Here is a 20,154-nt window from a genome sequence, read left to right on the forward strand (position 1 = left end):
AGGGTGCGCGATCGGGCGATACCGACGCGTATCAGACCTTACCGAGGAGTCTCAAATTCCTGAGCCGAGAGCCGGGTGACGCTCCGAAAGATACTCGGAGACGACCCGGCATGATCGTGGAAGAAGCGTGAAAAATGCGCCGGTACGGAAAAGCCGAGCTGGTCGCCGATCGTGGCGAAGCTCTCGGTGCCGTCCGCGACGGCCGTAACCGCCCGTTCGAGCCGCTGCACGTTGAGGAAGACGCGTGGCGTCACCCCCATCGACGTCTCGAACAGCCGGAAGAAATGCGCCCGCGAGAGGCCGACGTCGATCGCCAGCCGGTCGAGATCGGCGATCTCGCCCGGTGCCGCCTTCATGTGCTCGACGGCCTTGCGGATGCGGAAGTCGAGAATGGGGCGCGATGCGAGGTCGCGGATCGAATTCGGCACCGCGCGCCAGTCGGCGAAACGCTCGATGACGGCAATCATCAGTTCGCCGAGAAGCACCTCGTGCACTTCGGCGCTGTTCGGCTCCTGCACCATGGTCTCCGCAAGCGTGCGCGCGCGCGAACGGATGTCGGGGGTGATCGAGCCTACATTGCAGGCGAAAAAGTCGGGCGCGTGGCTCGTCGCCCAGTTCGGCCGGAAATGACCGAGCCATTGCGGTTCGATATAGAGCGCAAGGATCACCGTCTTCGGGCGCGTCTGGTCGTGCGCATAGGCATGCGGTTCCCAGGCGTTGATAAGAACGGCGCTTTCGTCTGTAAGCGGGACGAGCCGATCGCGCACCGAAAACTGCGTATCGGCCCCCTCGACCTTCAGCAGGACATGGCAATGCGGGTGCGCGTGCCGCACCAGGGGCCGATCCATATCCAGCAGCGCCACTCTCCCGAAGCGGCCACGTGCGATGCGCAGAGCATTCGACATCGCTTAAATATTGGTCTTTTCGCAGAAACCGCAAGTCCGGCGGGGTTTCAGGCCTCAAGGCCGTAGGCCGACGAGACCGAGCGTCGAAGAACCTGATGTATCGCGGGCACGCGCCACATTGTGCCCGGGAGTTCATCGATTATCCTGCGAAGCGCCAATCGCTTGCCGCAAAGTCTCGGCGAGCTGCCGTCGCGTATAGGGTTTTGCAAGTGGCCGGAAACGCGACGTGGCGCCGATGCGTTCGACATCGGCGTAGCCGGTCGCCAGGACAACCGGGACATTCGGATACAGCGTCATGATCCTGGCCGCCATAGCGTCGCCGTCAATTGGGCCGGGCATGACGACATCGGAGAAAACCAAATCGAACGGTCCGTCCGTTTTGAGTATCTGCAACGCTTGCGTTGCGTCGTCCGCGCATGTGACGCAATAGCCGAGCGAAACGAGTGTGCCCGCGGCGAATTCACGGACCATTGGATCATCCTCCACCACGAGAATGCGCTCACTGCCACCTTCCAGCACCCCGTTCGAGATGGGCTCCGCGGGTATTTCCGTAGACGCCAGTCGAGGAAAGGACAGGAAAATGGTTGTTCCCTTGCCCGGCTCCGATTCAATATCGATCCGGCCCCCTGATTGCCGCACGAAGCCATACACCATGCTGAGACCTAACCCACTGCCCTTGCCGAAGGGCTTCGTGGTGAAGAACGGCTCGAAGGCCTTTGCGCGCGTCTCCGCATCCATTCCGAAGCCGTCGTCGGAGATTCGGATCACCGCGTCATCACCGCTTTGCGTCGTCGAGATTGTCACCGTGCCGCCATCCGGCATTGCGTCGCGTGCATTGATGCAGAGGTTCATGATGGACGCTTCCAGTTGGGCAGCATCCGCTCTGACGTGACCTGCCGCCGGATCAAGCGCGAGGTGCAGGATGATGGTTTCGCCAAGAGCAGTCGACAGCAATCCCTCCATGGCCCGGATGGTCCTGTTGATGTTCAGGGACGCCGGCTCGAGGGGTTGCCGTCCTGCGAAGGTGAGTAGCTGGCGTGTGAGGGCAGCGCCTTGCCGCGAGGCCTTATGGTTCAACTGTGCGATTGCAGAAAGTCGCGGATCGGCAACTTCGTCGACCAGCGTCTCCGCTGTCCCGATGATGACCGTCAACAGGTTGTTGAAATCATGGGCGACGCCGCCCGTCAGTTGGCCTATGGCTTCAAGCCGCTGTGCCTGCAGCCGTTTTGCCTCGTTCAGTCGTGCCTCGGTGACATCGCGGACACCACCGACCATTCGGGTTGCCATGCCTGCGGGATTGCGGATGATGTGCCCCTGATCGAGAACCTCGGCATATGTCCCCGTTCCGCGACGGAAGCGGTACTCTTCCAGCCATGTGTCGACCCCATCTTCAATCGCGGCAAGCACGGTGGACACGACACGTGCGCGGTCGTCCGGGTGGATCTTGGATTCCCATTCCCGAAAACCATCCTCGATCGGCACGTCGTCGTGCCCGAAGACGGATTTGATGTTGCTGTTCCATTGCACACGGCCGGTCGCAATGTCCCAGTCCCAGACCGCGTCCGTCGTCATCATGGCAACAATTGCGAAGCGTTCCTCGCTTTCTGTCAGACGTTCCGCCGCTCGCTTTTTGTCGGTGATGTCGCGACCGGTTGCGACGAAATGGCTCGCGCGTCCATCGGAGCCGACAATGGGTGCGATGCTCATGTCCACCCAGTATTCGCGGCCGTCCTTGGCGTAGTTCAGAAGTTCGGCCCGAATCGCCCTTGACCGCGTGATCGCGCGGTCAATCGCTTCAATGGTGGCGAGTTCGGTGCCGTGACCCTGCAGAAAGCCGGGAGATCGGCCGAGTGCGTCAGGCCGTGAATAGCCGGTGATCCTGATGAAGGCGTCGTTGACGTAGACGATCGTTTGTCTGCCCCCGGGGTGCGATGCAGCCTTTGTGACTATGACGAAGTCGTCGATTCTCGATATCGCCATTTCCAGCAGGTGCAAGTGCTGGTCGGCAGCATGCCGCTTCGTCACATCCCGGAAATAGACGGTCAGCCCTCCCGGCCCCGGATAGGCGGTGACCGAGAACCATGCGTTCAGGGACTCGTAAAACACTTCGAAATCGGCTGTCTCGCTTTCGCGGACGGCACGCTCGTAGTGCTGCCGGATGATCCCCGAGGATGCCTCCGGGAACTCCTGCCAGATCAGGCGGCCCATAAGCGCCGATCGCGGGCGCGCGAGCAGACGCTCGGCCTGACGGTTGAGGTAGGTGAAGCGCCAATCGGTATCAAGCTGGAAAAACGCATCGCTGATGTTCTCCATCGACTCGGCCAAGCGCCGCTCAAGATCCCTGGCGGTATTCTCCAGCCGCTTGCGCTCATCGATATCCTGGAGGGCGCCCTGTATTCGGAAGATTTGGCCCATGTCGTCGCGGATCGCCACGCCGATTGCGCGAACCCATTTCCGCCGACCCGTGCCATCAATGATTTTCACTTCGATATCGTAGGGCAGACCGGTCGCAACGCAGGCTTCGAAATGCCGAGTGATCGCATCTCGCCACTCCGGCGCAAAATAGCCGATCCCCTCTTCGAAGGCGATTGTCTTGCCCCTTGGTCTCTCGTGGATCGCCCAGGTTTCATCCGCCAATTCGATTCTGCGATCGGGCAGGTGCACCACCCATCCGCCGAGCTTCGCGGCCTTGCCGGCGATCTCGATAAGAGCCTGGTTTCCATAGAGATCTTGCGACTGTCGGCGAGCGTCGCGAGGCACGACCCGATCTTGACGGAGTCGCCAAGCGATGATCAGCGTTGCGCCGACGACCCAGAGCCATGCAGTTGTCGGGAGCCAGGCGACGACGAAGGCGGAGATGCCGCCGACCAGAATTCCAGCGGAAAACAGATCCGTCGCACGTTGCCTGAGACCGGTCACCAGGATGCGAAAGCCATTGCCAGCATTTGCGTTTTCCCGTCGCATGATTTGCATCGTCCTCAGCCGCCGTTGATTTCAACCTCGATAGTCTCAAGCGATGCCGCAATCCATGAGAGATCGCTTAAATTTACCTTATTTAAATTTGGCGCCGCGGTCGCTTAACGGTGCGCCGGTTTAATCGATGCATCCAACTGCCGCGTTCCTGCCCTACCGATGGGGTGGGACCTCGGCAAGCATCGAGGTCACCCTGTGAAAACCACAAAGAGAACGACCTATCTGAGCCGTGTCGAATCCGACTACTTCAGCCGTCAATGGTGCCGCCGAAGCGTCACGCTCTTCTGTAATCTGCTCTTCACGGGAAAATGGATGCGCAAGACGCAGATCGTGCGCTGCCTCGTTGTGGAGATCAGCGAGGGTGGGGCGACCGTGCGCATCGGAAAGTCGCTGATTCCAGATCACGCTTACCTTGTTTTCGGCAAGTTTGACGTCGTAGTCGGCAGCATCGTCGTTCAGCGCGATCCGGGGCACCTGCATCTTTGCTTTGTAAAACAGTTGAGGCCGGACTTCGTCAACCGGCTGGCACACATGAGCTCCCCGTTTTCCACCTTGGAAAGTCTCAACGCGAGAACCATATAAGTTTGCGAAAATGTGCAGCCAATGCTGCGCCCAATCCCATCCCCGCTCTATGGCGCGCAGGAAAGGGGCTTGGGCCACGCCACCAAACAATCGAAGAGATTATGAACATAATGATCATCGAAGATCAGCGAGATGTCGTTGATATGTTGCGGCTGAACTGGTCGGATTCTCGGGACAGGCTGGATTGTCTTGCATCCGTGAGGCAAGCGAACCGCTTCATTCATTCAAACGAGCTCGCTGCCTATGACTGCATCCTCATCGACATCAACCTGACAGACGGTAGCGGGCTGGAAGTGCTTCGCGAGGCGCGCTCACGCTCCGACGTCCCTATCATCATGATCTCGGGCGCTGGAGACGCCGATAGCCGGGCGGACGCCATCAGTGTCGGTGCGGACGACTATGTGATGAAGCCGTTCAGCGTCAAGGAACTGCGCGCCCGCGTCCATCGCCTGCACGAGGCGCGGATGGGCCGCAGGGCTTTGCGGCAGAGTGTTGCTTTCAAGATCGGCAATATCGATTGCGACATCGGACGGCTGTCGATGGATTTCGACGGCGTCAGTCAGCCGCTGACGGCACTCGAAGGAAGGATACTGCAGGTCCTTTTCAACAGTGTGGGAGAAGACTGCTCAAAGTCGTGCATTGCACGCCAGGCGCTCTTTCGTGAACACGACCCGCGCGACAAGACGATAGACGTCTACATCAACAGGCTGCGCGGCAAGCTTGCGGAACTGGATGCCGCGAGCGGTGAGGTCATTAAGACGATCCGAGGTGTGGGCTATCGCCTGAGCGAAATCCAACAACGGTGAGAGCAGAAGAGCCATATGCCTGAGTGTGTTGACCGTCATGTGATTTCCGCGGAAACGTTCGGACCCGAAGGCCCCCCGCCGGACGAAGCGGCTCGTCTCAAACGTCTGAGAGAACTGTCCAGTGTGTCGTCCGGCCCGGATCCGGTGCTTGATGCGCTGGTCGATGCCGCCTGTCTTGCGGCGGGTACGCCGATCGGCCTCATCACGTTGCTTGACGGTGAATACCAATGGTTCAAGTCCAAACGGGGAATAGAAGGGGAAGGCTCTTGCAGGGCGGACGCCTTCTGCGACTACACAATCCGATCGTCGAGGCCCTTCGTCGTGCCGGATGCCATTCGCGATGTCCGCTTTGTCGACAACCCTTTCGTTGCAGGAAGCGACGGGATCCGCTTTTATGCCGGCGTGCCGCTGGAGATCGAGCCGGGGCTTCGGCTCGGCTCGCTCTGCGTGCTCGATCGGGTGCCGCGACGCCTCGGGGCCGACGTGCGTGGCTTACTGGATCGACTGGCGCGGTGCGCCGTGGAACGTCTCCTGCAATCCGAAGACCGCTATTTGTTGTCCCGGATCGACTCAGGTCGGCTGGATCGGGCAAATGCCGACAAAGCGGCGCTGGCGCTGGCCGAAGAAGCGTTCGCGCATGGTTCTTTCGTGCTCCACTACCAGCCGAAGATGGCGCTCGATACGGGAAGGCGAATTGGATTTGAGGCGCTGCTGAGGCTCAAGAAGCCCGACGGATCGGTAATCGGCCCTGCTGCGTTTTCCGCGGCTTTCGACGAGCCGATATTATCCAGACGTATTGGCAGCCATGTTCTGCGGTGCGCCGTGGCTCAGGCCAAGGCGTGGGCGACGGCCGGTGTCGATTTCGGGCACATTGCGATCAACGTTTCGTCGTCACAGTTTATCGCATTGCCCGACAGCCCTTGCCTTGTCGATGAAATCCTTGGCGCAACCCGCTCAGCAGGACTGTCACCTCGCCATATCCAGATCGAGGTCACGGAAGGTGTCATGCTTTCGGAGCAGGGTGGCGATATCGGCACGCAGCTTGAGGCGCTGCGTACAGCAGGCTTTGTCGTGGCTTTCGACGATTTCGGTACTGGCTTTGCTTCGCTCGTGCATCTGAAGGAATTTGCCTATGACCAGATTAAAATCGACGGTTCCTTCGTGCGTGCGATGACCGGCTCGAGCGCCGATCATGCCATTGTGAAAGCCATTATTGATATGGCAAATGCACTAGGAAAGCAGGTCGTCGCCGAGGGTGTTGAAACGGTGACAGAACTCCACGCACTACGAGAGCTTGGCTGTAGCTATGGTCAGGGGTTCCTTTTCGGCCGGCCCGCCAGCGCGTCTGATTTACGAATTTCTCCCGATTAATGGACGGGAACACGGGATGCCTCCCCACGCATCTGATGCGGGGTGCGGTTGTTGATCTGTGTGTAGCCGCCGGATAAGTCATGCTCGTCGCAAAGCCGCTCAAATGTCGGCTTAGCCGCCGGCTTCGTCCGCGCACCGCTCGGGGGCAGCGAGAACCGACATTCTTCGAAACCGTCTCGCGGCTCAAACGGAAGATCCGAGACGCGTCACGTCGGCTGTGACCTTCAACCAAAGGAAACTGCGAACCGCTGCATAACGCTCCACAACAATCACCCCGGCAGACCTCAAAAAGGAGGAAAGCCTCACATTGTTGGGTTTTACTCCGCCATACCAGGCAATCCGGCGTTCATGTGGTAGAGTTTTGTTACCGCCCGTCCGCTCCGCCGAGTCATGCGATGACCGAACACCTGCTGACTGAAAGTCTGTCGATGATCATGGTCTCGGCCGTTGCCGTGGGCCTCTTCGCCGCGCTGCGAATGCCTGCCGCCATGGGCTACCTCCTGGCCGGTCTTGCGATTGGTCCCTATGGTCTCAATCTCGTGGCACTCGGTGACGATACGCTCTTCCTCGCCGAACTCGGCCTGATCTTCCTGATGTTCATGGTCGGGCTGGAGTTCTCGCTGCCCACCCTACTGGCAGCGCGCACCGCCGTCCTCTTGGCAGGCGGCCTGCAGGTAGGAGGGACACTTGCAACGATCGCCGCCGCGCTCTGGTCGTTCGGGCTCGATCCCCGCATCGCCATTCTGCTTGGTGGTGCTGTGGCGATGTCATCGACGGCCGTTGCCATGAAGCAACTCGCAGAGCAGGGAGAGATCTCGAGCCAGCATGGGCGCTTTGCCCTCGGTATCCTGCTATTTCAGGATATCGCGACCATCCCCCTTCTCGTCGCCGTAGACAGTTGGTCGAGGCAGGCATCTGTCAACCCATTCGATCTCGTGGGGCGTCTCGGCCTAGCGGCGGTCGCACTCGTCGCAGTTTCCATTATCGCCCGCCCGCTCGTCCGCACTGTTCTTGCCGGTGCTTCCAAGTCCCGCTCGAACGAATTGTTTCTCCTGGCGGCGCTTTTCGTCGCTCTCGGGGCCGCTTATCTCGCCCATCTCGCTGGTCTGGCTTTGCCGATCGGCGCCTTCATAGCCGGCATGGTAATCGGCGGGAGCGACTTTCAACACCGAGTCGAGGACGATTTACGCCCGTTCCGCGACGTGCTCGTCGGTCTGTTCTTCGTCACCGTAGGCATGCAGATAGATCTCCGACTGATCGTGGTGTTTCCCTACGCGATCCTCGCTTGGTGTGCGGTCTTTCTGTTCGGCAAGGCGCTCATTACCTTCTTTGTCGGGCTTATGTTGCGCAGGCCCGCCGCGATCGCTCTCCGCGTCGCAGTCATACTTGCCCACGGCGGAGAATTCGGCCTGCTATTGTTGACCCTGGCCATGAACAGCGGCCTGCTGCCCTCCGAGGTCGGTCAACCGGTCCTGATTGCCCTTGCGCTCACCATGGGCCTGGCCCCAGTTCTGATTCAGCACAGCGCGGCGCTTGTCGAACATCTTGTCGGCGATCGGCGCGCCCGTGTGGCCGCAACCGAGACTGCTATCAGCACAACAAGCGAGTCGCTCGACCGACATGTTGTGCTGTGTGGATGCGGACGTGTCGGCCGCCTCGTTGCGACCGCGTTTGAGGAGGCGAAGATACCGCACATCGCCATTGAGTCCGATCTTGCGCGTTTCAAGGAAGCCCAACGACAAGGCCACATTATCGTCCTCGGCGATGCCGCGCATCGCCGGATATTGTCCGCCGCAGGCCTCGCGAAAGCCAGGCTGGTCGTCATCACTTTCGATAGGCACTCCGCCGTCGAACGGATCCTGAAGTTTGTGAGCGAGCAGCAGGTGGCAATCCCCTGTGTCGTCAGTACGGCCGATGATCACGATATCACGGCTCTTGTCAAAGCCGGTGCGAACGTTGTCTTCCCTGAAAATCTTGCGGCCGGTCTTGCGCTCGCCGACCAATCGCTTCTGCTGTGTGGTCTCACACAGGAAGAAGCAGGGCGGATCATTACCACGCTTCGCGCTGAGCTAAATCCGGAGTTGAGGGAACGGGTCGGCATCTGATGACCGTGCTGTGCAAGCTCGTCGAGGGATCTTCATTGTTGTGTTGTTCGTGCAAGGCGCGCGCGAGCGCGAACGCGGCCGCCCACCGGCTCCTTCGGGGATAAAGTTAAGTGGGGGAGGCGTCGATCGCACGCATCACGCTCGGGCGCTTCAGCATTTGGTCGTAGAAAGCAACCAGCGCGGTGGACAGATCGATGTTCAGGGCTTTGGCCCAGTATGTGACGTAAAATAGCGCAGCATCGGCCACACCGGGCCGGGAGCCCGATAGCCACGGGGCCTCCCCCAGAAGAGTGGAGACGTGGTGCAGACCGTCTGTCGCGACCCTTAGTCCATAGGCGCGCAACTCTTTCTGAGCGGATGGCGACGAGACGAATTTGCCGGGCATAAGGGCCAGTGCAAAACCGCGCATGTGAACGGTGCCGACTATGAACTCAAGTGCCTCGATCACGCGTGCCGCGGAATCTCGATCGTCGGGAAGGAGTTCGGCCTCGGGAAATTGCCACGCAAGCCAAAGTGCGATGGCCTGAAACTCGGTCAACACCGTTCCGTCGTCGCGGAGCAGGGCGGGCACCTTGCCCTTGGGATTGACACCGAGAAAGGCAGCGTCGCGCTGCTGACCAGATGACAGATCGACCGTCGCGACCTGATGCGGGACGCCGATCTCCTCGAGAAGAATCCGGATGCCCAGCGAACAGGATCTGGAAGCGTGAAAAAGTTGCATGAAATCTAACCTTTGCTTTTGAAGTTGACTTGACCGGTGGCCTCAGGTCTGTGCGAGCTGAAGGCGAGCCGAGTTTCCAGGCAGCGAGTTCCGTCGCCGCGGCGGTGCCGGACATCGTGCGTGCCGCTTTGCGTGCGATGGGATGCACACCAGACGACGCGGCGCGACGGGCCGACGAGGCGGCACACAACTCCGACGCCTTTGCACAACGGTCATCCGTCATGGATCAAGGCGACCGAGAGCAGGACCACGGAATGCCGGCCCCCGCGAAAGCGAGGGCCAACCTTGACCGCCTTGCCCGGCCAGTCCTGGCCTAGTACGCGATCTGCCCGTCCACCATCTCGCCGGTCGATGGGGTTAGTTCGCGCTTCAAGACCTCGCGAGCCTCGCCGCTGATGACCGAGACCGGAGCCGCGACGGCGACGCGCGCTGCCGATCCGGCGAAATTGGCGGCGGCCACTCCTACACGATCCGCGAATGTCGCCTTTCCACCCGTCAGCCTCTGACCAGCCAGACGTCGCCCAAGCATGCCTACGATATCTGGACTGTCGGCGAAGGCATTGTGACCGAGGGGATCTTTAGTCGCGACGGCACTGGTGTCGATGATCGAAACGCCCAGTTCTTCAAGCACAGAGGCATAGGGTTTGAGATCGGTTCCACCGACACGGTCAACGCCGCCCGAAAGCCAGCCAGACACCTCGAGCGCCTTGTCGCGTGTGGACGTCAAGATCGCAAAGTGCGGTCGCTTTGGCCCCATCTCGACGAATTGGCGACGAAACACGTCGATGTCGATGTCCGGCGACGCCAGAATGACATTCCTGACCTTCGACGGGATTGATTTTTCGCGCATGGCAACGCCCCGCAGCGCCTCTGCCGCGAGCCAACCTCCCATGGAATGAGCGAGAATCGTCACGTCTTGAACATCGGGACTTTTTGCGACCTGAAGGATTAGATCCTCCAAGGCGCGGCGCGAATAGTTGGCACTCTCCTTGTCGTACAGGTAGTCGAACGCGCGCCCTCGTGATGGCCAGGTGAACAGGATCGGCGCTGCATCCGTTCCCGAGTCGTGGGCGATCTGCGCCAGGCGAAAGACGGCGTCGGCATAGGTGTTGTTGAATCCGTGTACAAAGATGAGCACCTGACGCTTGGAGTTTCGATTTTTGCGGAACCAATCGAGCGCCTGACGTTCGGTGTCGGCCTTGGTAACCTCGAGTACCGCGAATTCCTTTTCCGGATTCGGCGGCACGCGGGAAGGCCACTGCACCTCGCCGATCTTGCGGTTCCGATCCGGAGGAATGGAGACGGCGACGCTGTTGAGCGAGATCGCCGTTCCGCGCTCGCCGGTATAGAGTTTGCCGGGGCTTTCCGAAGGCTTGCGTGTTGTAGCCACCAGCATGTTCACCCTGCTGGCGTCGCGGGCGACCACCTCAGGAGGCTGAAGGACATTTTCTACCCGCGTCGCGCAGCCGGGTGCGAGGATGCACAGCACGAGCAGGGAAGCAAGCGCGCTGCGCGGGAACGCATGTAATGCATCGATCCGGTACGGTCGGGCAGTCCGTTGCGGTCCCCGGGCGTTGTTTCGCCCGGGGAAAGGGAAGCTGGAAATCGTCATATCAGTTTTGCTCGACTTCACGCGGGATCCGGAACCAGGCGACATATAGCGCCGGCAGGAAGAGAAGCGTCAGCGCCGTTCCCACGACGATGCCGCCCATCATTGCGTAGGCCATGGGTCCCCAGAAAATCTCGTGCGAGATCGGGATCAGCGCCAGCGTTGCTGCCGCGGCGGTCAGCATGATCGGCCGCATACGGTGTTCTGTCGCCTCCACGACCGCATTCCATGGCGACCTACCCGCTGCCCGTAGTTCTTCGATCTCCACGATCAGGATGACGGAATTGCGGATGAGGATGCCGACGAGTGCAAGCACGCCAAGGAGTGCGACGAACCCAAGCGGCGAATTGCTGGCGACCAGAGCCACCACGACACCGATGAGCGCCAACGGGGCAACCGAGAAGACAAGGAACAGCCTGTGGAAGCTCTGAAGCTGAACCATCAGGAGCGTCGCCATCACCAGGAGCATGGCCGGCACCACTTGCGCGATGGGACCCTGCGACTTGGCGCTTTCCTCGACCGCGCCGCCGACTGCGACGGAGTAGCCGACCGGCAGCGTCTTTTCGAACGCCGCAATCTTGTCGCTGAGCGCCTTCACAATGGTCGCCGGCTGCGTCGCATCGGCGATGCCCGCCTTGACCGTGATGGTTGGAACCCTATCCCGGCGCCAGATCGTCGGCTGTTCGAGCTCGTATCGGAAGGTTGCGACCGATGACAATGGGACCGACTGGCCGCTGCTGCTCTGCAGTTGCAGGTCGAGCAGCGTGTCGATCGACTCACGCTCCTTCGCCGCGGCTCGACCGACCACATCGACCAGATAGATGTCGTCCCGGACCTGCGTTACCGCGTCCCCTTGCACAACGGTGTTGAGGGCCATCGCGATATCCTGGGAGGAGACGCCAAGCTGACGTGCTTTGTCCTGCAGAACGTCGATCTTCACGACGCGCGCCGGTTCATTCCAGTCAAAGGCGAGGTTCTTGAGTGAAGGGTGGGTGCCTACAACAGACCCCAGTTTCTGTGCCAGGTCGCGTACCGTCTGGAGATTCTCGCCGGATACGCGGTACTGAATTGGCTTGCCGACCGGGGGGCCGATTTCCAGAAGCTTTACATAGGCGTCAGTTCCAGGAAAAGTCTTCTGAAGGTAGGCTTCCACTTGCCTCTTCAGCTTGTCGCGCTCCTCGAGCCCCTTGGTCAGGATGACGGTCTGGCCGAATGAAACGTCAGCCGGCTGTACGTCGAACGAAAGGATAAAGCGCGGTGCGCCCCTTCCGACGTATGTGGACCAATGCTCGACCGCAGGGTTGTCGGTCAGCACCTCACGCTCGAGCTGAGCCATCTGCCTGCTGGTTTCCGCGATCGAGCTGTTCTGCGGCAGGTTCCAGTCAACGATCAGTTCCGGTCGGTCGGAGCTTGGAAAGAACTGCTGTTGCACCATCGACAAGCCGACGAGCGATCCGACGAAGAGGGCGATCGTGGCGATAATCGTCATCCAGCGCCAGCGCAGGCAGAATTGCAACGTGCTGGCGAACGCTTTGGCGAAACGTCCCTTGTTGTCGGAGTGCTTCTTCATTGTCTTGGGAAGCAGGGTCACGCCGATGAGCGGTGTGAACAAGACGGCAACGATCCATGAGACGACGAGCGATACGGCGATGACGACGAAGAGGGTGAAGGTGAACTCGCCGGCGCTGCTTTTGTTGAATGCGACGGGTATGAAGCCCGCGACGGTCACAAGCGTGCCGGTTAGCATCGGGAAGGCCGTGGAGGCGTAGACGTAGGTGGCGGCCTTCCTGAGACTGTCACCCATTTCCAGCCGCGCCACCATCATTTCGACTGCGATCATGGCGTCGTCGACGAGAAGACCGAGTGCGATGATGAGCGCACCGAGCGAGATTCGCTGCAGTGAAATGCCTGAATAGAGCATCACCATAAAGGTGATAGCGAGAACCAGCGGGATCGCGATCGCCACGACCAGGCCGGCCCTGAACCCTAGACTGATGAAACTGATCGCGAGCACGATGGCGACGGCCTCGAACAGGGCCTTGGTGAAGCCCCCCACGGCCTCATGAACGACTTCTGGTTGGTCCGAAACCTGTTCGACGGAGACACCGACCGGAAGATCCTGAATGATCCTCACCATCGTCTTTTCGAGCGCTTCCCCGAAGGCAAGCACGTTGCCGCCCGTCTTCATACCGATCGCGAGCCCAATTGCAGGCTTGCCATTGAAGCGAAAGAGCGAGCGTGTCGGGTCGACATAGCCGCGCGTAATGTTGGCGACGTCGGTCAACGGGAAGAAGCGGTCGTTTACCCTGAGATTGATGCCGCGCAATGTGTCTTCGGAGATGAAACGTCCGCCGACGCGCAAGGCGATGCGTTCCGGTCCAGTCTGGACGAAACCGGATTGGGTGACGGCGTTCTGCGCCTGCAACGTGGAAATGATGTCGGTGCGATTGATGCCAAGGGCGGCGATCTTGCGGGTGGAGAATTCGAGATAGATGACCTCTTCCTGCGCTCCGACGATGTCAACCTTGCCCACATCCGGAATCCCGAGGATCTGCGTGCGCGCGTCCTCAGCGAAATCGCGCAGTTCCCTGAAGCTTAGCCCGTCGGCCGTAAAGGCATAGATGTTGCCGTAAACATCACCGAACTGATCGTCAAAGAACGGCCCGATAACGCCCTGCGGAAATTCGTGCGTAATATCGTCAATGAGGTTGCGCACCCGTGCCCAGGTGGGCTTCACATCCCGCGCATTCGTCTTCGGCAGCAGATCGACGAAAACGATCGTCTGGCCGGCGGTGGTGATGCTGCGGGTATGTTCGAGATTGTTGAGTTCCTGCAGTTTCTTTTCGATGCGGTCGGTCACCTGCTGCGTCACTTCCTGGGCGGAGGCGCCGGGCCACTGGGCCTGGATGACCATCGTCTTGATCGTGAAGGATGGATCCTCTTCACGACCAAGGCCCATATAGGCATAGGCGCCTGCCGCAGCGAAGATGATCATGAAATACCAGACGAGAGAGCGATGCTCGAGCGCCCAGTCTGAAAGATTGAATTTTGTCACGGGTGGCGCTCCTGTACGCGTTTTACCTTCTGTCCTTCGACAAGTTCGTTGACGCCGGCGACGACGATTTCGTCACCTTCCTGCAGCCCGGACAGAACCCGCACCCAACGGGAACCACGCGCCTGGGTGTCGAGCTGGACCGGTCTTGGTGAGACGGTGCCGGTCGATTGATTGACGACCCAGACGTGGATGGCGCCACCCTTCTCGCTGATGGCGGAACCGGGCAGGGCGAGTGCCTGTTTTCGCCTCTCGACCAAGGGCGTCGCAGTTACCACGGCACCCAGGCGGAAGACCTCCTTCGCCTCATCTATGGCGACCTTCAGTCTGTGGGTGCGGGTATTGGGGTCAGCTTGCGGGGCGATTTCGCGCACGACGCCAACAGTCTGCGCCGTACGGTCGAGTTGTAGGGCAATGCGGAATTTGTCATTCAGGCGAACGGATCGAAATTGCTTTTCAGGAACATCGACGACCACATCACGCTGTTCGAGACGCGCCAGCTTCAAGACAGGTTGACCCGTCGAGACCGTCTGGCCCGTTTCTGCGTATGTGGCCGTGACGACACCGTCGAATTCCGCCCTCAGTGTCGCGTAACCAGACTGCTCTCGTGCCTTTTCGAGACTGGCCGTCTCCTTTGCGACGTTGGCCTCAGCCGACTTCAGTTGTTGTTCGGCAAGTTCGTGATCGGCAATGCTCGAGGCTTTCTTGTGGGCGAGCGTTCGTTTCCGCCCTTCTGTCAATACGGCGTTCTCTAACTGCGCCTTGGCATCGCGCAAATTGGCATCCGCACTCCTGACCGCGAGGCGGAGACTGACAGGATCAATTTCCGCTAAGACGTCACCTTTGCGCACGAGATCGCCAACATCGACCTTGCGGGATACGATTCGTCCAAGTGTTCGGAACGCCAGGTCGGTCTCGGTGCGGGCCCGCACCATGCCGGGCAAACTCTCGACAACTTCCCGCTTGCTTTGGGTCGTCACGGATTTGACGGGACGGGGGCTCGCCTCTTCCGCTGCGATCGAGCTTTGCTCGCAGCCGGCAAGGAGCGAGATCGACAGCAGGAGTGGAAGAGTGGTGTAACGGTGGTGACTAAGGATCATCTCACTTGCCTTCCCAAGCGACTGCCTGGCCTTCCTTGAGGAACTTTCCGCCCTCCGTGACGATCAGGTCGTCCGGGGCGATGCCGTCGGTCACGACGAAATCGCTTTTGCGGTAACGGGCGACCGAAACTTTGCGGAGGGTAACGGAGAGGTTTTCGTTGTTGATCAGCCACACGGCGGGTTCACCCTTGGCCGAGGCAATCGCGTTGTAAGGCAGCACAATTCCGTCGCGCGGCGCGGAGCGGAGTTTGCCGACCACCGGTGTACCAAGAGGCCAGTGAGAGTTTTCCTGGAGCTCCACCTTGATCCGGATAGTGCCGGCCTTGGTGTCGATAACCGGGGAGACTTCCCGGATGTTCGCTTGCACTTCGAGTGCCCGATCCCCAACTGGTGCCACCGCAACATCCGACAACGGTGGGCCGTCCAGAAAAAATGCCTCGAAGACATCGAACACGACATCTCTCGGGCCGTCATGGGCGAGCGTGAAGACCGACTGCGCCGCCGAGACAACCTGCCCCATTTCCAAGCCGCGGGCGGTGATGATCCCGTCGGCTTCAGCCTTCAACTCCGTGTAGGATAGCGCATCCTCGGCTGTGGCCAGCGCGGCTGCGGCGGCTTCCGACGAGGCTTGGGCACTCGTCAGGTCTTTTCGAGCCGCATCAAAGGTCTCCTGCGAAATGACCTGCGATTTCACGAGGGCCTTTGATCGCTCAAATGCCAGCGTTTTCTGTTTGACCACCGCCTGCGCCGACTCCAATGCAGCTCCTGCGACGCTGACATCTGCTTGTTGCTCGGTATCGTTGAGGCGCGCCAGGACCTCGCCGGCGCGAACGTGTGCACCCACGTCAACCAGCCTCTCGATCACTCTGCCACTGACGCGAAACGAGAGTTCGGTTTGGATCCGCGCCTTCACCTCACCGGTAATTTCCGCACTTGGCTGATACTGAACCGAGGCGGCCGCGAAGACCCGTACCTGTTGCGGCGCCGGCGACGCGACTTCAGTTTTGTCGTCGCAGGCGGCGAGATAGGCGCACGCGAGACCAATTCCCAGAATTCGAAGGGGCTTCATTTTTTCTCCGTTGCCATTTGCAACCACCAGAGAGCCGGCGGTTCGCCTGCGGATTTCAAATCTGATGGCTACAAGGCCTATCGCCAGATGTTGACATCGCCCACTTAGAGATTAAAGTGGGCGGCGTCAACATCGCTTCGGCGGAAATGTTGACGAGCGCAACATAAGGGCCTAGACGGACGAGTATGACCAAAGCCACCACCACAGATCCGCGCCCCTACCACCATGGTGACCTGCACAGGGCGATCGTAGGCGCCGCACTCGACGTCCTCAGCGAATCGCAGAGCACAGAGTTCTCGCTTCGGGAGCTCGCCCGTCGAGCAGGCGTCAGTCACAACGCCCCTTACAAACACTTCGCCGACAAGCGTGATTTGCTGGCGGCCGTCTCGGCGGTTGGCTTCGAGCTCCTTGCAAAGCAGATGACCGATGCGACGAAGGAGCACGACAGTCCTCGTGAGCGGCTGGCAGCTATGGCGCGCGCTTATGTGCGCGGCGGCGTCAACAATCCTGCGCTCTACAGATTGATGTTCGGCGGCTATCTTACCGGTCAGGATGATGGGCGGCCTGCAATCGAAAGAACTGCGGCTGAGAACATGAAAGCGCTTCTGGTGAACGCGATAAGTGATGGCGCTCTCGGGCGCGTCATTCCAACCGCCGCGTCAAACACGCGTGAGATTGACGGTGCCATTCTGATTTTTTGGTCGCAAATGCATGGCCTTACATTGCTGCTGGTAGACCGCCTCGTCGGCCCCCGCGAAAAGATGGACGAGCTGAGCGAGAGCGTCTTGCAAGGCATGCTCAATGGACTGGCAAATACAATCCCTGCGATACCAGCAGGCGTGTGGATAGGTCCTCCGCCTGGCGAGCCGAATGTCACAAGCCTCGCGCTGAAGGGATGAGACCGGAAGAGTTCCGGCACTTTGCGACGGCGGAAATGTCGCAGGTTCTCGAGAGTTCGATTTTCGTGGGCTTGTCAGGCGCAACCGGGAGCCAAGAGTGCGGCAGCATCGAGACAACACTTTCATCTGGTTGACCATAGCGGTATCGCTGGCCTTTGCGTGGATGCTATGGCCCTTGTCCGGCGCGATCCTGTGGGCGACCGTGCTCGCGGTGCTGTTTGCCCCGGTGAACCGCGGTATCCTCAAGAACATCCCAGGCCAGCGCAATCTCGCAGCTCTGTTCACCTTGGTGATCGTTCTCGTGATGGTCATCCTGCCCTTTGTGCTGATTGCGAGCTTTGTCGTTCGCGAGGCGGCCTCCGTCTACAAGAGCATAGCGGCGGGCCAGTTTGCTCCCGGCATCGAGGTCGAGACGCTTCGCGAAATGCTGCCAGACTGGCTCAAGGCGCTGATTGACAGCGTCGGGCTGCCCGACTCCGATGCGCTTCGCGCGCGGCTGCTGAACGCGCTTGCGGAGAGCGGACAGTTTCTGGCTGGGCAAGCGATCAACATCGGGCAGTCGACCTTCCACCTCGTGTTAAGCGCATTCGTAATGTTGTACCTGCTGTTCTTCCTGTTGCGCGACGGACGCGAGTTGGCGCGACTGATCGGTGACGCACTGCCGCTCAGCGGTGGCCTGCGCCAGGCACTGTTCGGGAGGTTCGCGCTCACCATCAACGCAATCGTGAAGGGCGGCATCGTCGTGGCGCTCGCGCAGGGCACACTCGGCGGGCTGATCTTCTGGGTTCTTGATATCCGGGCCCCGGCGCTTTGGGGCGCCGTCATGGCCATCCTTGCGCTTCTTCCGATGGTGGGCACGGGTCTCGTTTGGGGACCCACCGCCATCTACCTGCTGATGTCAGGAGACATCTGGAAGGGCGCAGTTCTGCTTGCCTTCGGGGTCCTTGTGATTGGTCTTGTAGACAACCTCTTGCGACCAGTCCTTATCGGCAAGGAGACCAAGATCCCGGACTATCTGGTCCTTGTCTCGACCTTGGGCGGCATCGCCACCTTCGGGCCGAACGGCCTTGTCGTCGGTCCGATGATCGCAGCCTTGTTCCTGGCGGCGTGGTCGGTGTTCCCGGCCATGATGAGCGAACGAAAAGACCAGAATGGCGACAGGGATGGACGGGAAGTTTGATAGCGTCATTTCTCGGGAATCATCTTGGTTGCACTGCGCCGCAGCGGGGGCTTCCATTAGCTACGGTCTGCGGAAGATGTCAGCCCAATGTTTTACGCCTGCCTCAAAAGGACCCCAGCGATAACGACCGCTGTAGCGCATTGGCGAGAACGGTTTCTGGGCGGGATGCGGAACTGTCACGGTGCGCCGGCGTGAGGCGGAGAATTTACAAGTCTCCGTGCAGTCAGGCCCCCGCAACCAAAAATTACGAGACTTATCAAAGGGCTCCGAGGAAACTCGGAGCCCTTTTTGCGTTCAAAATGTTCCAGCATGTGATCCGGCATGGAATGTTGACCCCTGTGTGGGAGGTGCGGACGAATTCTTGGACTAACAGGAGATAGTTCATGTAATCGTACGAAGACCGCATGAGAGCCGTGCAACTCTACATCAAGCTTGGCAGACGCGTGAAGGCCACGATCCGTCAGTTGGGCTATCCGACGACCAGAAGACCTGCGCTTGCTGTCGTCATCAGATGCATCGCATGGGTGAGGCTGTCTCCGAGCAGCTTCATATCGAGGTGAAGGCCAAGGTCCTGCAAAATGTGCGGTTCAAATATGCCTGCCGCCATTGCGACCGCACCGGTATCAACACGCCTGTTGTCCTCGCGCCGATGCCCGTGCAGCCTTTGCCCGGCAGCATCGCAGCGGCCTCGACGCTGGCCTTCGCGCTCGTCCACAAATATGTCGATGGCACGCCGCTCTACCGCTTGGCCCAAGCCTTCGAGCGTGCCGGCGTTCCCGTCAGTCGCGGCGCTCTGAGCCATTGGGTGATCGGATCGAGCGAGAGGCATCTCTCCCGAATCTATGACGCCCTGAAGCTGCGGCTCAGGGCGCAGCCGCTCATCCATGGTGACGAGACCACGGTCCAGGTCCTGAAGGAAAAGGACAAGGAAGCCACCAGCACATCCTTCATGTGGGCATACAGGAGCGGGGAAGACAGCGGCGAGCCGATCGTGCTGCTCGATTATCAACCCGGCCGCGGCCAGATTTATCCGCAGGTCTTCCTCGGTGACTACCGCGGCATATTGATGAGCGATGGCTACACCGCCTGGCGCACATTGAACGGCGCGACCCATATTGGATGCATGGCCCATTCCAGGCGTCGAAACACAAGCCGATTGCATTCGCCGTTTCCGCCGGCGACACAGCGTGCCCATCCTCAATGCTCTCAAGGCATGGCTCGACGACATCGCACCGAAGGTCTTGCCGGACACCAAGCTTGGCGATGCCGTGTCCTACACCCTAAGCCAGTGGGAATACCTGACGCGCTATACCGAAGACGGCAGGATGTCGATCGACAACAATTTGCTGGAGCGAGATATCAGGATTTTTGCCACTGGTAGAAAGAGTTGGCTATTCAGCGACACCGTGGATGGAGCCACGGCCAGTGTCGTCGTCTACAGCCTCATGCTGACCTGCCGCGCCTGCGGTATCGAGCCCTTGGCCTACTTACGCCACATCCTCAGCGAATTGCCGCAGCGCGCATCAGATGCCGACATCACCGACCTGCTGCCATACAACTTCGCCAAACCCGCCCCTGCCTGATCCCAGACGAACGGGTGACAGCCACTCTGGTCAAACGGGACGCGTCAATGCGCATGGAAATGAGCGCTGACATACAGACTACGTCACACCTATATATGCCTGCGGCTCATGGAAGGTGCAGACGTCTACGCGATTGCCAAAAATTGCCGCACCAGCGTCGAGATGATCGAGAAATTCTACGCGGCGCATATCAAGACCA

The 20,154-nt window shown here is 60.0% G+C and carries 13 protein-coding genes and 1 pseudogene; 7 read left to right on the forward strand and 7 right to left on the reverse strand.

Annotation, left to right across the window (positions count from 1 at the left end; all coding sequences use genetic code 11):
• Window positions 1-38: 38 nt before the first annotated feature.
• Together BLJAPNOD_RS20585 and BLJAPNOD_RS20590 are read right to left on the reverse strand one after the other, a co-directional pair.
• Entirely contained in the window at window positions 39-905 is an 867-nt protein-coding gene (locus BLJAPNOD_RS20585) for an AraC family transcriptional regulator (protein WP_115420979.1), read from the reverse strand.
• Between the two features lie 132 nt (window positions 906-1,037).
• A complete protein-coding gene (locus BLJAPNOD_RS20590; RefSeq protein ID WP_158556143.1) occupies window positions 1,038-3,869 on the reverse strand; it encodes a PAS domain-containing sensor histidine kinase in 2,832 nt (943 codons plus the stop codon).
• A 204-nt stretch (window positions 3,870-4,073) separates the two neighbouring features.
• Between BLJAPNOD_RS20590 and BLJAPNOD_RS20595 the strand changes: the two genes are divergently transcribed.
• The 4 genes from BLJAPNOD_RS20595 to BLJAPNOD_RS20610 all read left to right on the forward strand — a co-directional run bounded on the left by BLJAPNOD_RS20595 (window position 4,074) and on the right by BLJAPNOD_RS20610 (window position 8,742).
• A complete protein-coding gene (locus BLJAPNOD_RS20595) occupies window positions 4,074-4,460 on the forward strand; it encodes a hypothetical protein (RefSeq protein WP_139353958.1) in 387 nt (128 codons plus the stop codon).
• Between the two features lie 110 nt (window positions 4,461-4,570).
• Window positions 4,571-5,266, forward strand: coding sequence for a response regulator transcription factor (locus BLJAPNOD_RS20600; RefSeq protein WP_206750049.1), 696 nt, complete (start codon window positions 4,571-4,573; stop codon window positions 5,264-5,266).
• Between the two features lie 15 nt (window positions 5,267-5,281).
• Complete coding sequence (locus tag BLJAPNOD_RS20605; protein ID WP_115420982.1) at window positions 5,282-6,637, forward strand: EAL domain-containing protein; 1,356 nt, start codon at window positions 5,282-5,284, stop codon at window positions 6,635-6,637.
• A gap of 395 nt (window positions 6,638-7,032) precedes the next feature.
• Window positions 7,033-8,742 (forward strand): cation:proton antiporter, encoded by a 1,710-nt coding sequence (locus BLJAPNOD_RS20610; protein WP_115420983.1) that lies wholly within the window; start codon window positions 7,033-7,035, stop codon window positions 8,740-8,742.
• 106 nt (window positions 8,743-8,848) lie between these two features.
• On the opposite strand, the gene BLJAPNOD_RS20615 is transcribed toward BLJAPNOD_RS20610, so the two are convergent.
• From BLJAPNOD_RS20615 to BLJAPNOD_RS20640, 5 genes are all read right to left on the reverse strand, one after another.
• On the reverse strand, window positions 8,849-9,463 hold the full coding sequence (locus tag BLJAPNOD_RS20615; RefSeq protein ID WP_115420984.1) for a glutathione S-transferase N-terminal domain-containing protein: 615 nt from the start codon (window positions 9,461-9,463) through the stop codon (window positions 8,849-8,851).
• A gap of 313 nt (window positions 9,464-9,776) precedes the next feature.
• Complete coding sequence (locus tag BLJAPNOD_RS20625) at window positions 9,777-11,075, reverse strand: alpha/beta hydrolase (protein ID WP_115420985.1); 1,299 nt, start codon at window positions 11,073-11,075, stop codon at window positions 9,777-9,779.
• Between the two features lies 1 nt (window position 11,076).
• The gene (locus tag BLJAPNOD_RS20630; protein WP_115420986.1) at window positions 11,077-14,127 is read right to left on the reverse strand and encodes an efflux RND transporter permease subunit; all 3,051 of its coding nucleotides are present in this window, start codon (window positions 14,125-14,127) and stop codon (window positions 11,077-11,079) included.
• Window positions 14,124-15,224, reverse strand: coding sequence for an efflux RND transporter periplasmic adaptor subunit (locus BLJAPNOD_RS20635; protein WP_115420987.1), 1,101 nt, complete (start codon window positions 15,222-15,224; stop codon window positions 14,124-14,126). The genes BLJAPNOD_RS20630 and BLJAPNOD_RS20635 overlap by 4 nt, the downstream gene beginning before the upstream one ends.
• A 1-nt stretch (window position 15,225) precedes the next feature.
• A complete protein-coding gene (locus BLJAPNOD_RS20640; RefSeq protein ID WP_115420988.1) occupies window positions 15,226-16,293 on the reverse strand; it encodes an efflux RND transporter periplasmic adaptor subunit in 1,068 nt (355 codons plus the stop codon).
• Between the two features lie 185 nt (window positions 16,294-16,478).
• Here BLJAPNOD_RS20640 and BLJAPNOD_RS20645 point away from each other — a divergent pair, with 185 nt between their 5' ends.
• The 3 genes and pseudogenes from BLJAPNOD_RS20645 to BLJAPNOD_RS20655 form a co-directional block, all read left to right on the forward strand.
• Window positions 16,479-17,192: a TetR/AcrR family transcriptional regulator gene (locus tag BLJAPNOD_RS20645; RefSeq protein ID WP_077502755.1), complete on the forward strand. Its 714-nt coding sequence runs from the start codon at window positions 16,479-16,481 to the stop codon at window positions 17,190-17,192.
• 97 nt (window positions 17,193-17,289) lie between these two features.
• Window positions 17,290-18,372, forward strand: a complete 1,083-nt coding sequence (locus BLJAPNOD_RS20650) for an AI-2E family transporter (protein WP_199565971.1) — start codon at window positions 17,290-17,292, stop codon at window positions 18,370-18,372.
• 469 nt (window positions 18,373-18,841) lie between these two features.
• A pseudogene (locus BLJAPNOD_RS20655) lies at window positions 18,842-19,955 on the forward strand (IS66 family transposase); the annotation flags it as partial.
• Window positions 19,956-20,154: the final 199 nt, after the last annotated feature.

Source organism: Ensifer sp. M14 (assembly GCF_003355565.1).
In the GTDB taxonomy this organism is placed as follows: domain Bacteria; phylum Pseudomonadota; class Alphaproteobacteria; order Rhizobiales; family Rhizobiaceae; genus Ensifer.